12 protein-coding genes are annotated in these 13,334 nt (G+C 46.8%); 4 read left to right on the top strand and 8 right to left on the bottom strand.

Features of this window, described 5'->3' with window-relative positions; all coding sequences use genetic code 11:
- From MKX80_RS07220 to ggt, 7 genes are all read right to left on the bottom strand, one after another.
- Window positions 1-810, bottom strand: coding sequence for a carbohydrate ABC transporter permease (locus MKX80_RS07220; RefSeq protein ID WP_234113182.1), 810 nt, complete (start codon window positions 808-810; stop codon window positions 1-3).
- Between the two features lie 87 nt (window positions 811-897).
- Complete coding sequence (locus MKX80_RS07215; RefSeq protein WP_182070813.1) at window positions 898-1,815, bottom strand: sugar ABC transporter permease; 918 nt, start codon at window positions 1,813-1,815, stop codon at window positions 898-900.
- 34 nt (window positions 1,816-1,849) lie between these two features.
- Window positions 1,850-3,106, bottom strand: a complete 1,257-nt coding sequence (locus MKX80_RS07210; RefSeq protein WP_234113181.1) for an extracellular solute-binding protein — start codon at window positions 3,104-3,106, stop codon at window positions 1,850-1,852.
- 186 nt (window positions 3,107-3,292) lie between these two features.
- Window positions 3,293-4,459 carry a response regulator gene (locus MKX80_RS07205; protein WP_182071044.1) on the bottom strand — a complete coding sequence of 389 codons (1,167 nt, stop codon included), beginning with the start codon at window positions 4,457-4,459 and terminating at the stop codon, window positions 3,293-3,295.
- 2 nt (window positions 4,460-4,461) lie between these two features.
- Window positions 4,462-6,198: a sensor histidine kinase gene (locus tag MKX80_RS07200; protein ID WP_326171377.1), complete on the bottom strand. Its 1,737-nt coding sequence runs from the start codon at window positions 6,196-6,198 to the stop codon at window positions 4,462-4,464.
- A 13-nt stretch (window positions 6,199-6,211) separates the two neighbouring features.
- The gene (locus tag MKX80_RS07195; protein ID WP_154994990.1) at window positions 6,212-6,856 is read right to left on the bottom strand and encodes a YesL family protein; all 645 of its coding nucleotides are present in this window, start codon (window positions 6,854-6,856) and stop codon (window positions 6,212-6,214) included.
- Between the two features lie 136 nt (window positions 6,857-6,992).
- On the bottom strand, window positions 6,993-8,750 hold the full coding sequence (ggt, locus tag MKX80_RS07190) for a gamma-glutamyltransferase (RefSeq protein ID WP_154994988.1): 1,758 nt from the start codon (window positions 8,748-8,750) through the stop codon (window positions 6,993-6,995).
- A gap of 332 nt (window positions 8,751-9,082) precedes the next feature.
- Here ggt and MKX80_RS07185 point away from each other — a divergent pair, with 332 nt between their 5' ends.
- The 4 genes from MKX80_RS07185 to MKX80_RS07170 all read left to right on the top strand — a co-directional run bounded on the left by MKX80_RS07185 (window position 9,083) and on the right by MKX80_RS07170 (window position 11,740).
- On the top strand, window positions 9,083-9,700 hold the full coding sequence (locus MKX80_RS07185) for a DUF47 domain-containing protein (RefSeq protein ID WP_339228238.1): 618 nt from the start codon (window positions 9,083-9,085) through the stop codon (window positions 9,698-9,700).
- Between the two features lie 12 nt (window positions 9,701-9,712).
- Window positions 9,713-10,711 carry an inorganic phosphate transporter gene (locus MKX80_RS07180; protein WP_075753239.1) on the top strand — a complete coding sequence of 333 codons (999 nt, stop codon included), beginning with the start codon at window positions 9,713-9,715 and terminating at the stop codon, window positions 10,709-10,711.
- A gap of 109 nt (window positions 10,712-10,820) precedes the next feature.
- The gene (locus MKX80_RS07175; RefSeq protein ID WP_154994986.1) at window positions 10,821-11,567 is read left to right on the top strand and encodes a type II toxin-antitoxin system SpoIISA family toxin; all 747 of its coding nucleotides are present in this window, start codon (window positions 10,821-10,823) and stop codon (window positions 11,565-11,567) included.
- Window positions 11,567-11,740 carry a type II toxin-antitoxin system SpoIISB family antitoxin gene (locus MKX80_RS07170; protein WP_043925301.1) on the top strand — a complete coding sequence of 58 codons (174 nt, stop codon included), beginning with the start codon at window positions 11,567-11,569 and terminating at the stop codon, window positions 11,738-11,740. The genes MKX80_RS07175 and MKX80_RS07170 overlap by 1 nt, the downstream gene beginning before the upstream one ends.
- Before the next feature lie 289 nt (window positions 11,741-12,029).
- On the opposite strand, the gene MKX80_RS07165 is transcribed toward MKX80_RS07170, so the two are convergent.
- Window positions 12,030-13,301 carry an MFS transporter gene (locus tag MKX80_RS07165; protein ID WP_154994984.1) on the bottom strand — a complete coding sequence of 424 codons (1,272 nt, stop codon included), beginning with the start codon at window positions 13,299-13,301 and terminating at the stop codon, window positions 12,030-12,032.
- Window positions 13,302-13,334: the final 33 nt, after the last annotated feature.

The raw sequence follows: 13,334 nt of genomic DNA, 5'->3' as shown, positions 1-13,334 counted from the left end.
TTATTTTAATCCGCTCATGCTGATTCCTTGGACGATCGATTTTTGAAAGACGAAAAACACGAGGATCACCGGGACGAGTGAGACGACTGACATCGCAAACATCGCCCCCCAGTTAGACGCCGTTTCCGTATCTAAAAACAGCTTTAGTGCCAGAGACACCGGGTAAAGCTCCGGCTTGTTCAAGTAAAGAAGCGGATTGATCAGCTCCTCCCACTTCCAGTAAAACGAGAAGATAGCGGACGTCGCGAGCGCCGGGGCGATCAATGGCAAAATGATTCTGAAAAAGATGCCGAGACGGCTGCAGCCGTCAATCTTTGCTGCTTCATCGAGTTCTACCGGGATCGTCCTGATGAACTGAATCATCAGAAAGATAAAAAACGCGTGCCCGAAAAATTGGGGAACAACGATCGGCTTGAATGAATTCAGCCAATCTAGCTTTGCAAAAATGATGTACTGCGGAATCATCAGCACCTCGTGCGGCAGCATCATCGTCACCATCATGCAGCTAAACCAGAATGCCTTCCCTTTAAACGGAATCCGCGCGAATCCGTAAGCGATGAACGCAGAGGACAAGACCGCGCCGACCGTCGAGAGGCCGACGATGATAAGCGAATTTTTAATAAATGTGATGAACGGCTGTCCGGCGATCCCTTTCCAGCCCTCCGTATAATTGGACAGGATCAAAGGGTCCGGGATGAGCGAGTGGGATGTTGCGAATATGCTTGCACTTTCTTTAAACGAGCTTGCGATCAGCCAGATCACAGGATACAAAAGGATGATCGCAAGAATGGCCGTCGCGGTATGAAACACGAGATGCCCGGCTCTTTTCTTTCCATTTCCTGCTGGAAGCGGGGCAGGCGCCGCCCGCCCCGAAATGTCTTTTACCGGCTCCACCAGCTACCCCTCCTTCGATTCGTAATGCACCCATAAGGATGAAGTTTTGAACAATATGAATGTGACAAGGCCGATCAGGATCAGCATCACCCATGCCATCGCCGATGCGTAGCCCATTTGGAAAAAGTTGAAGGCCCGCTGGAACAAATAGAGGGAATACAGAAGCGTCCCGTCAAGCGGACCGCCTTCCCCTTTTGAAATAATGTAGGCCGGCGTAAAGGTCATGAAGGCTGAAATGGTCTGCATCACCAAGTTAAAAAAGATGATCGGGCTGAGAAGCGGGAGCGTAATGAGAAAAAACCGCTGAAACCTGTTTGCACCATCGACGCTTGCCGCTTCCTGATACATTGGCGGGATATTTTTCAATCCGGCAAGAAAGATCAGCATAGATGAGCCGAACTGCCACACCGACAAAAGAATCAAGGTCCACAATGCGCTTGTAGGGTCCTGATACCAAAGAATTTTCTTGTCAAAACCGAGGAAGAACAAAAGCGCATTGATGACACCGTCATTGCCAAATACATTGCGCCACATAATCGCAACTGCCACGCTGCCGCCGATGATGGACGGAAGATAAAAGAGCGTCCGATAAATGCCGACACCTTTTTCGGCTCTGTTCAAAATCACCGCGATGAAGAGCGCAAACGCGAGGCGCAGCGGCACACCGGCGAGCACGTAATAAAACGTCACTTTCAGCGAGCCCCAGTATTTTTCATCATCGGTCAGCATCGCCTTATAGTTGTCAAGGCCGACCCATTTGGGCGGGGTGAACAGATCGTAGCTGGTAAAAGACAGAAACAGCGAGGCTCCCATCGGAATGACGGTAAAGCACAAAAATCCGATAATAAACGGGGAAATAAAGGCATAACCCGCCAAATTGTCAATTCTTTTTTTTCGCTTCACGTTCACTTCCTCCTGCAATTGATGAGCGGCCTTCCTTCACTTGCCCCGCTTATCATTGTTGATTTCTTTTCAGTATGGCGTCCGCTTCTTTTCTGAACTTCGCGGCTCCTTCTTCAGGCGTGATCTTTTTAAACAAAATTTGGTCTGACGTGTCTTTTAGCAGCTTGATGACTTCGGCGCTGCCGATCGGTTCAGGCGGTTCAGCTTCCCCCGCGTACTCTGAAGCCCGTTCGACATATTCGAAAATCTTTTTCTCCTCTTCACTCAGTTCTGACTTTACCGTTTCCGCTATTTTGGATGAAACCGGCACGCCTCTTTCTCCTTTGATCAAGGCATTGGCTTTTTCATTGTTAATAAAGAAGTCGATGAATGCAGCCGCTTCTTTTTTCTGCTCGGAGCTTTTCGGAATTGAAAACAGCATGCTCGGCCTTAAAAACAGCGCCTTTTCTTTCCCTTGTTCAGGAGGCAGCTTTAATGACAGGGGCGCATCGGTCAGCTGTGCGAACGCCGCGAACTGATTTGAATAATTCCATGTTGCAGCGGTTCGGCCTTTGACGATAAAATCGTCCTCCATTCCCTTCACTTGCGCGCTTTCATCAGGTGTCGGCGAAGCTTTTTCATCGACGAGCTTCACCTGCCGCTTGAAGTAATCGACAAACAGCTTGTCGTCTGAATAAGCAAGGCCTGTGCCGTCCTCTTTATAAAAGCGCTCGCCCTTCGTCCTCAGGTAATACGGAAAAAAGACATCAGGCGGATGCATGCCGTTTGAACCGTATTGCCCTGTCTTCTCCTCGACCTTCAGCGCCAGGTTTTCAAAATCGGTCCACGTCCAACTGCCGTCGTCAATCTCAACGCCCGCTTCTTTTAACATGTCGTCATTGGTAATCACCGACAGCACATTCACACCGAGCGGGAAGCCGTATAACTGATCACCGATTTCGCCGCCTTTGATCGTCTTTTCATCAATCGATTCGGTATTGATCGTCCCGTCCTTGACATACGGAGTCAGATCTTCAAGCTGGCCTTTCTTGCCGTATTGGGAGAGATACGCCATATCCATCTGAATCACATCGGGCAGCTGGCCCGCCGCAGACATCGGGGCAAGCTTTTTCCAATAATCGTCCCAATTCGCAAACTCCGCTTCGATTTTGACATGCGGATGTTCCTTTTCATACAGCTCGATGATTTTTGATGTATAATCATGCCGAGGCTGTCCGCCCCACCATGCGACCCTCAAGGTAACCTTCTTTTTGCCGTCCGCACCGGCCGTCTCTTCAGTGTTTGAACTGCATCCGAACAGGCCGAGCATCAGCAAAATGCAAAAAGAGAAACACACAAATCTTCTCATCAACATTCCCCCTCCTTAATTTGTAAGTGCTTACATTTCATTTTAAATTCAACTTTCTGTCCCAAAAACTCAAAAAACAGAGAAGAATGTTAAAAAAACAGAGATTCCGTCAATGCGCAAAAAAACCGCCGGATAGACCCGGCGGCATTAAAACGTGTTTTCTTCTTTTTTTCGAAATTCTGATGGGGTGAGTCCCGTATATTTTTTAAAGACAAGGCTGAAGTATTTCGGATTGTGGCCAAACCCCAGTTCCTCTGCCAGAGTGCCGATGGCCGTGTTTTTAGACTTCTTCATCTTCGCGATCGCTTTTTCGATGCGCACCTTTGCGACATAGCTTGAAAACTTCTCACCGGTTTCCTGTTTAAACAGCTTGCCGAGATAATCCGGGTTCATGTACAGCATGTTGCGGGCTGCCCATTTTAGCGAAAGCTTCGGATTTGAGGCCTCCTTTTCAATGAGATCAAGCACTCTCCCAATTAAAACCGATGTCTCCCCTTCATCTTGGCCGATCTTTGCGTATGCCTTTTCGTACATGAAGGAGGCTTCGCTAATATTGCCGCTTTCGCTGAGTGATGCCTCAGGTTCAAATCGGAGCAAGCGGCGTGAAAGCTCTTGGACGCTTTTCATTTTTTCCTCAAGCACGGCAGGAGCCAATGCTCCGTCTACTGCACAGACAAGCACTTGTTGAACGCGGGCCGAAGCGATGACAGAACCGTTCAGCACCTTATCCGCAATGGACTCAACGCCATGTGCATAATCTTTGTCCTCCCCGTCCCGGACGGAAAACATAATCAGCCTGATGACCTTTTGCTCTGAAAAGAAGCGCAGGCACGCTTCATCCTCGAAGCTGCCGCCAGTAACCAGCTCTTTTAACATCTGCTTCATAAGATGCGGCTTCATCATCTCCAGATCGGTTTTCACTTTTTGCGCCGATTCCTCTTTTTTCAGCTCGCCGATCACGCTTTGAAGCGAATCTGTAATATGGCTCTCATTGCAGGGTTTGAGCAAATAATGCCTGACTCCGTATGACATCGCTTTTTTTGCATATTCAAACTGGCCGAAGCCCGTCAGCAAAATAAACCGGATTGACGGGTGGTCGCGGGACACTTTTTCGATAAGTTCGAGTCCTCCCATCCCAGGCATTTTAATATCGCTGATCACAATGTCAGGCCGCTCTTTCATAATCAGGCGGTAAGCGTCTATCCCGTTTTGGGCGGCTCCGATTAAAGACGTCCCGAACGAATTCCACTCGATCATGCTGGAGATGCCGTCAAGAATAATCCGTTCATCGTCCGCCAACAGCACTTTATACATCATCACACCCCGCTTTGAAATGGTATTTTAATCATCATTTCGGTTCCCTTGTTCTTTTCGCTTGAAATCGTCAAGCCGTACCCTTTGCCAAACATTAGCTGAATGCGCTCATCGATATTTTGCAGCCCGATTCCTCTGCCCCTTGTCCGGACAAGCTCCTTTCTCGCTTTTTCCAAAAAATCTTCATCCATGCCCGGGCCGTTGTCGGCAACCGTTAAATAAACAAACCCTCCTTTTTTATATGCTTTGATTTGAATATGGCAAGGTTCAATGAAAGGCTCAAGACAGTATGTAATCGCATTTTCAGCCAAAGGCTGGAGAACAAGCTTTGGTATGCGGCATTTTTTCACCGATGGCTCAATATCAAGCTCAAAAACAAGCCGCTCCTTAAAGCGAAACCGCTGAATGGTAAAATAGTGGAGCACGATTTCAGCTTCTTCTTCGATCGTCAGCACGTCGGTTTTCATATTGATGGCATTCCTGAGCAAAAACCCGAGAGATTCCGTCATCTTTGAAATTTGCGGCTGATGGTTCGTTTTTGCCAGCCAGTTGATCGACTCGAGCGTGTTGTATAAAAAGTGGGGGTTGATTTGCGCTTGGAGCGCTTTGAATTCCGTCTCTTTCAGCATCAGCTGCTTCTTGTAGTTCTCTGCAATCAGTTCATTGATCCGTTCAACCATTGTAAAAAAGTTCCGGTTTAAGACGCTGACTTCATCCTGCCGGTCTAAAGGAGCACGAGTGAGCGGCGCCAGTTTAAAATCGCCGTTTTGGACATTTTTCATGGCCGCCACCAGCTTCTCAATCGGACTCGTAATGCCCTTGGCCATTTTTCTTCCAAAGAGAACCGCAATCAGAAAGAAGAGGATAAAAAGGGAAATCAGTATCGTCTTCATCGCAGAGATTTTCGAAAACATAGCGTCAAAGGGGATCAGGCTCCAATACGTCCAATTCTTATACGCTGATTTGACATATGAAACGAAAAAGCGCTGGCCGTTTTCCTCCACAATGTCATATCCGTTTTCAGCATGAGAAGATAAACGGAGTCCATCGGTTTGGCTGAAAGGCATTTCAGAAAAAAACAGCTCCCGCCCGTCCGATATCGCAATCTTGCCCGCGCCTTCCCCCCAGTCTTTCGGAAGGTCGCCAATGACTCGTTTTAAATCGGCGACAATCACCACGGTTCCCAGGTGGTTAAGGTTTAAACGTTCATAGGAGCGAATTTCCCGGACGGATAACAGCTCGCCGGTTTCACCCGACATGGGCTCCCACGTGTTGCTGCCTTTTTGGCGCGACGCTTTTTCGATCAGCGCATTCTTTTGCTCCCGCAATGCTTCGGTTAAATTCGCCCCTGCGGAATACTCAGTGCCTGAAGCATCAAACAAATGAATCGATTTAATGTACCGCTTAGAGCCGGTATATTCGGCAAGCTTATCCCAAATTTTGCTTTTCATCCGGTAGCGCCCGTATTTGTTTTGGCCGCGGCCGGCTTTCAGAAGGTTCGCTTGGATGTCTGCGTCAGTGGTGATTTGATATGACACATCCTCAATCTTTTTCAATTCATCTTCAATGCTTTTTGATGATAACATCAGCACCTGTGACGACTTCCTGTAAATCTGCTGGTCATATACACGGAACGCGTATTGAACACCGCTCAAGATCAGGATGAGCGAAACGGCCATGATCAGTGAAATCAAAATAAACAATTGATCTTTAATTTTTAAATGCTGATAACGGTTCACCGAACGAACACCTTCATTTCAAGCGTGTGACGGCAGCCTGCTTGTCTGTCCGGCGCCCGTCGATTGCACGGAAGGCCTGAAACGAAAGCTTTGTCAAAATGAAGCTTAAAGCACTGCCGCTGAAAAACAGAAGAAATGTGACATGAAATAAAGCGAGCAGAATCAAACCAAACGCGCTGATCAGCATGAAAAACGAGGTGAGCGGACGGGAAAAGCCGATGATGAAGCTGTATTTCAGCACTGCAATCCGTTTTAAATCGTAGTGGACATCGATTGGAAAAGCGTATAAGAGGATGATGGCATAAATGATAAACAAACTGATGAACAGGCTTAAGACAACCGGCTGATCGTGAAAATAGACGACCGCAATTTGAAAATCAACAAACAGCAATAAGCCGACCAAGCCCAATATCAAACCGAGAACGCTTGATTTCGCCCATTTCTTTTTAAACGCCTGAAAAAACGTCTGAAACACCGGAATCTCCGTCTTTCCCAGCGCCCACTGTCTTGTCACAGCGAACATCGCGGCAGTCGCCGGCGCTAAACCGAAGATGACCGCTCCCGCCAGCGTAAAACCGATCCACAGCAGATTCAAATAGGCGAGCCGCATCACCCACTCGCAAAAGCGGTAAAATCCATTTGCCAACGTGTGAATCATGGTATCCCTCCTTCATTTCTCAGTAAACGCTTACAAAAAATATATTTCTCTTCTTTCGAAAAAAATCCTCTTTTCCCAGCTCGCTGACAGACGGAAGAAGGCTTGATCTAAAAGCCTTAGACCAAGCCTTGCTCTGCTATTTAGCCGATGTCTTAATGTTGACGCCGACCGCCGTCCCGTTTCTGCTCGAATCGGCAACCCCCATAAATGTTTTGTTCTCCCGGTCAATGAAAATGCTTTGGACATTGCCGATATCAACCGGATTCGCGCCGAATCTGTGGCCGAAGTCATTGAGCTTCAGTCTGACATCCTTCGGCATTCCGGATTCATAACGGTACGAAGTCAGGCTGTTCGTATAGATTCTCGGCTCTTCAATCGCATCCTGAAGGCTCATGCCGTACTCAAAATAATTCAAGATCGTCTGGAAAACGGAAGCAATGATCGTCGTTCCGCCCGGGGAACCGACAGTCAGCACCGGTTTTTCGTCTTTAAACACGATCGTCGGCGTCATGCTTGAAAGCGGCCTTTTATTCGGCTGCACTTCGTTGGCTCCGCCTGGAACCGCATCAAAATCGGTCAGTTCATTGTTTAAAAACAGTCCGTACCCGGGCACTAAAATCCCCGTTCCAAAAAGCTGTTCAATCGTTGTCGTATAAGAGACAACATTGCCCCACTGATCCGTGACGGTAAAATGCGTCGTCTCCCCGATCGTTTTATCTTCAGGCTGAGGCACGATTTCATAATTCGGCTCTCCCGCTTCGTATTTCCAAGGATCGCCCGCTTTCACATCGCGGTTCATCGAATCAAGGCTAATCAGCTGCTGCCGCTCCTTAATATAATCGGGATCGAGCAGCCCTTTCAGCGGAACATCGACAAATTCCGGATCGCCCGCATATGCCGCCCTGTCCGCATAGGAGAGGTGCATCGTTTCCGCGAGCAGATGATATTTTTCAAACGATTTTGGATCGTATTGCGATAAATGAAAATCATCAATCAATTTCAGCATCTGCAGCATGAACACTCCGCCTGAGCTTGGAGGAGGCATGCTTGCAATATCATAGCCGTGGTACTCGCCCCAGATCGGCTTATCTGTTGTGACCTCATAACGGGACAGGTCATCAGGTGTCATCGAACCCCCGAAATCCTGCACAACATCTGCAATCGCCCGGCCGATTTCTCCATCATAAAAGGCTTTTGACCCTTCTTTCCGTATTAATTTAAACGTCTTGGCCAAATCCTTTTGTACGAGGGTATCGCCTTCTTTCAAAGGTTCACCGTCCGGAAGGAAAATATCCTTTGCGGCCGTTTTGCTCAGCTTGTCCTGATGGTTCTTTATCGCGTCAGCTAAAACCGAATCGATTGGAAACCCTTCTTCTGCAAGCTTAATGGAAGGCGAGATCAAGTCTTCCATTTTCTTTGTTCCCCACTTTTTATGCGCTGCTTCCAGCCCTTTCAGCGTTCCCGGCACACCGACCGCATTTCCGTGTCTCGACCTTTCTGAAAAAGGAATAACCTTTCCGTCTTCATCCAAAAACATGTCAGGTTTGGCACCCTCTGGAGCACGCTCCCTGCTGTTGATGATCGACGTTTCCTTCGTCTCACCATCGTAGACCATCATGAACCCGCCGCCGCCGATTCCCGACATCATCGGCTCTGTTACATTCAGTGCGTACTGGATCGCAATAGCTGCATCAATGGCATTCCCGCCCTTTTTCAAAACTTCGGCTCCGATTTTTGATGCAAGCGGATGGGCCGTAGCCACCATACCGTCTTTTCCGACGGCGACTTTATCACCATCTCCGCCGCTCATGACCCCTTCTGCTTTCGAGACCGGACTGAAAAAGCAACCAACCGCCAAGCAAAACGCAACGACTAAGAAAGCTAACCGTCTCATCAGATCACCTTCCTTTCCAGTTTATTACTACTATAACAGGAAAATGAACTGAAAATAAGGAAAACTCTCAATTTTCTATTTTTTTGAACCTAAACTCCTAAAATCTATAAAAAAATCCTGTCATTCGTCCTTTTGGCACAATGATATAAAAGGATAAACCGCCTATTATCATTATAAAATCCCGGATGGCAGCTGGTGCTTGCGCCCAACTAAAAGGTGTGAAGATTTTAAAATTAAATGGTTTTTTTCGACTGCACCTGTTTTTTTTCGACAAAAAGTTATATAATATTTTGATGTGTGCATTGTCTCATTTAAACAATGGAGGGTTACAAATGTTGAAAAGAAAAAAGGACAAGTTTTCCGTGCTTTTGACGGAAATTGCAAAAAATTTAGATGAAACAGCTGAGTATTTTGTTAACTATAAAGTGACGAATCAGACAACCCTTAAAGAATTCGCGGATACCTTAAAAGAGTATGAGACAAAAGGAGATAATTATGTACATACGATGATTAAGGAGCTGAACAAAGCATTTATCACGCCGATCGAACGCGAGGACATCCTTCAGCTTACAAACAGTCTCGATGATGTACTCGACGGCATCGAGCACTTTTCGGCCATGATGGAAATATTCTCGATCACATCTTCAGATGAGCACATTGATAAATTCAGCGGCTATATCAGAGAATGCGCAAAAGAAATTCTGATGACGATTGAATTGCTGGCGGAAAATCGCCTGAAAGAAATTCAGCCGCACGCCATTAAAATTAAAGAATACGAACATAACTGCGATAACCTGCACCGCAAATCGCTGAAAAATCTTTTCGGTAAAGAGACAGATCCGATTAAAGTGATCCAGTACAGAGAAATCTATGAGACGCTTGAAGAAATCGCAGATTCATGCCAAAGTGTAGCAAACAATTTAGAAACCATCATAATGAAAAATGCGTAACGAGGGATTATAATGGACCTTTTATTTGTATTAACCATATTGATTGTCATCTTTGCTTTGGCATTTGACTTTATCAACGGCTTTCATGATACGGCAAATGCGATCGCCACCTCGGTATCGACAAAAGCGTTAAAACCAAGGCACGCCATCATTATGGCCGCTGTCATGAACTTCGCCGGCGCCATGACGTTTACAGGCGTAGCGAAAACAATTACGAGCGACATCGCCGACCCTTTCAAGCTGGAAAACGGATCGGTCGTGATCCTTGCAGCTCTTATCGCCGGCATTACATGGAACCTAGTGACCTGGTATTTCGGAATTCCCAGCAGCTCTTCCCACGCGATCATCGGAGCGATTGCCGGAGCTGTCATCGCATCGGAAGGATTCGCCGCGATTAAATACCACGGATTTATTAAAATTATCGAAGCACTTATATTATCGCCCATTTTGGCGTTTGTTTTAGGATATTTGATCTACAGCATCGTCAAAGTCATTTTTAAGAACAGCAATCTGGCAAAAACGAATAAGCGGTTCCGGCGCGTTCAAATCGCGACAGCTGCCATTCAGTCCTATACGCACGGCACGAACGATGCACAGAAAGCGATGGGTATCATTACGATGGCTTTAATTGCGGGTAACTTGCACAGTACAACCGACATCCCGTTCTGGGTGCAGTTTGCATGCGCCACGGCCATGGGTCTCGGAACATCTGTCGGCGGCTGGAAAATCATCAAAACCGTCGGCGGAAAAATCATGAAGATCCGTCCCGTCAATGGTGTCTCTGCAGATTTGACTGGAGCCCTCATCATCTTTGGTGCGACGATCGTCCATTTGCCTGTCAGCACGACACACGTCATTTCTTCATCCATTTTAGGTGTGGGTGCCTCCCACCGGGTGAAAGGCGTAAACTGGGGCACCGCAAAGCGGATGTTGATCACATGGGTTATTACCCTTCCCATTTCGGCAACCATCGGTGCATTTGCCTATTTCATACTTGATTTATTCTTTTAATCAGCACACTCCCGTCCGAATCTAGGACGGGAGTTTTCATGTTTAAAAGAAAGCCGGCATAACAATAGAATAGGAACTGCACTATTTCTCGGGAAGAGGGAAACAAGTTATGCTGCTATTTTATCAATTCCTTGTTTGGCTCATTGTTTTGGCGCTGTCTCTGTACGTGGCTGCCGTGTGGTGTTTTGAAAAAAAGCTCACCGAAAAAACGGTCGCGATCCGAAAAACGTGGTACCTGCTTTATGTTATCGGCGCCGTGATTTATTGGACGCACGATCCGCAGTCGATTTTCACGAACCCGCTTCATTACCTGATCGTTGCCGTTTTTTTCACGCTGACAGACGCTTTTATTTTCTTAAACGCCTACTTTAAAAAGCTCGGCAGCTCCGAACTCGCGACAGACACAAGAATGCTTCTCGAAGAAAACAACGACCTCCTCCACACGTATCAAAACAGGCTGAAAACGTTTCAATACCTATTGAAAAACGAACCGATCCACATCTATTATGGAAATATAGAAGCGTATGCAGAAGGCATCGAAAAGCTCATCAAACGGTTTGCCGAAAAAATGAATATATCCGCTGCACTTTGCGAATATAATTCAGAAGAAAGCAAGGATCATTTGCTTGAGCATATGGAAAACCGGTTCGATGTTCAAGAAAAGCTTGAGCGCAAAGACGTTTATTATGAAGAAAACGGAAAAATGGTCCTCATTCCTTTTTCCATCCACGATTTTGACTATGTCATGAAGTTAACCTCAGAAGACCTTGTCACAGAATTTGATTATCTCCTGTTTACTTCTTTAACAAGCATCTATGATCTTCTGCTACCAAACGAAGAGGAAGGTGACGACTGATGGAGCCTGCTTTTCAGCAAGACCAGGAAAGCGTAAAAAAGCGCCTCGCCTTTAAAATGTTTAAAAAGCAATCCAAAACCAATATCGCGAAATACGAAGTCAGCCCCCATACCGAACGGATTTTCCGGCAAAACGAACGGCTGATCGGCGAGTATAAAAGAAAAAAAGCTTAAACGAGGACGGGAAAATTTCTCCCGTCCTTATTCCGTTTTCCCGTTTCATACATACAATAAACCAATCAACTAAAAGCGCTGAATTAGGTGATGCTGTGAAAAAACTGAAAAAACAAGTCAAACACGTCGATTTCGCAAAATTTGGCCTATCGGACTATACCTCTCTTCTCAGAAGAAGAAGCGAGAAAATCATTAAAACGCTGAACAGAAGAAAAAACAAACCGTGAAACTTGCACTTTCACCCTCCTTCTCTGCTGAGAAGGGGGTTATTTTCATGTCTACAGGAGCATCATAAAGGATGCCCCTGTCCGCCTTCTCCAACAGGTTGAGGCAGCTTTTCAGAACGTATCGGTTTCACAAATAAAGCGACGCAAATAGAACCTGCCACCGCCAGCCCTCCCGCAAGCAAAAAAGCGCTTGTGAAAGCCCCGGTGTACTCGACGATGTACCCTGTAACCGTCGGACCGATTATGCCGGACGTATTGGCAAGAAAATGCATGAATCCGCTCACGCCCCCAACCCTGTCTGGATGAACGATATCCTGTATAATCGCCCAGTATGTGATGCCGGTCAAATACAAAAAGAAAACCGATAGTGCGACAAGTGCAACAGCTCCAAACGCGGTAGTGACAAGCCCGGCAAATCCAATGCATACCGCCGCAGCCAAAAGGCAGCACACAAGCACGGCTTTTCTCGAAAACATCTGTTTGCCCGTCAGCTTGAACAGATAATCTGAAATAAATCCCCCAAGCGCAAGACCTAGAAATCCGACAACCCACGGTATAATCGTTGCAACGCTCATATCGTGAATGCTCAGCCCCCGGGCTGTCGTTAAATAGCTCGGAAACCACGTTAAGAAAAAGAACAAAATATAGTTATAGGAAAAGAATGCGAATGCCGTAAACAGCACGGTCGGCTGCTTCAAATAAAAAGACAGCGGGATGCCGGTGTCCTTTTTCGGACGCACTTCTTTTTCAGCGGACAAACTGTGGGAATCATCCGGCTTATCTTTCATGAATTTTATCCAGAACCAAGTCCAGACAAGCCCGATGATCATGATCAACACAAAGGAAGCTTTCCACCCCCAATGGATGGCAATCAATCCGACGATCGGACCTGAAATGGCTCCGCCGAGCGGCGTTCCGCACATTGTCATGCCGAGCGCTCTTGCTCTTTCTTTTTGCGGAAACCAATTGTTGACCGACTTGCTCGTTGCTGCTGACAGCGGACCTTCCCCCATGCCGAAAATGACGCGGATGATGAACAGTGAAACGAAATTATATGTCAGTGCAATGGCGCCGCTGAAAACCGACCATACGACCATTGCGGCCGACAGCGTATGTTTCGCTCCGTATTTGTCTGATGCCCAGCCGCCGATAAAATTAAAGATGGCATATCCGATGAAAAAACTGCTGAACAGCATGCCCATCTGCGCCGGACGTATGTTCAAATCTTCCTGAATAAAAGGAGCAGCGACAGACAATGCCGAACGATCCAAATAATTAATTACTCCCGCCAAAAAAAGCATCACGATGACAAACCCGCGGCCGTTTGAAAACATGGGCAACCCCCTCTTTCCAGTTTTAGAGAACGC

The organism is Bacillus sp. FSL K6-0972, from assembly GCF_037976035.1.
Classification (GTDB): domain Bacteria; phylum Bacillota; class Bacilli; order Bacillales; family Bacillaceae; genus Bacillus; species Bacillus haynesii.
This window is presented reverse-complemented; position numbering and strand designations above follow the sequence as displayed.

Bases quoted from the DNA above. Each gene is read 5' to 3' on its own strand.
- MKX80_RS07180 (WP_075753239.1), top strand. From the start codon at position 9,713: ATGGACCTTTTATTTGTATTAACCATATTGATTGTCATCTTTGCTTTG.
- MKX80_RS07205 (WP_182071044.1), bottom strand. From the start codon at position 4,459: ATGTATAAAGTGCTGTTGGCGGACGATGAACGGATTATTCTTGACGGC.
- MKX80_RS07195 (WP_154994990.1), bottom strand. From the start codon at position 6,856: ATGATTCACACGTTGGCAAATGGATTTTACCGCTTTTGCGAGTGGGTG.
- MKX80_RS07170 (WP_043925301.1), top strand. From the start codon at position 11,567: ATGGAGCCTGCTTTTCAGCAAGACCAGGAAAGCGTAAAAAAGCGCCTC.
- MKX80_RS07210 (WP_234113181.1), bottom strand. From the start codon at position 3,106: ATGCTCGGCCTGTTCGGATGCAGTTCAAACACTGAAGAGACGGCCGGT.
- ggt (WP_154994988.1), bottom strand. From the start codon at position 8,750: ATGAGACGGTTAGCTTTCTTAGTCGTTGCGTTTTGCTTGGCGGTTGGT.
- MKX80_RS07175 (WP_154994986.1), top strand. From the start codon at position 10,821: ATGCTGCTATTTTATCAATTCCTTGTTTGGCTCATTGTTTTGGCGCTG.
- MKX80_RS07185 (WP_339228238.1), top strand. From the start codon at position 9,083: ATGTTGAAAAGAAAAAAGGACAAGTTTTCCGTGCTTTTGACGGAAATT.
- MKX80_RS07165 (WP_154994984.1), bottom strand. From the start codon at position 13,301: ATGTTTTCAAACGGCCGCGGGTTTGTCATCGTGATGCTTTTTTTGGCG.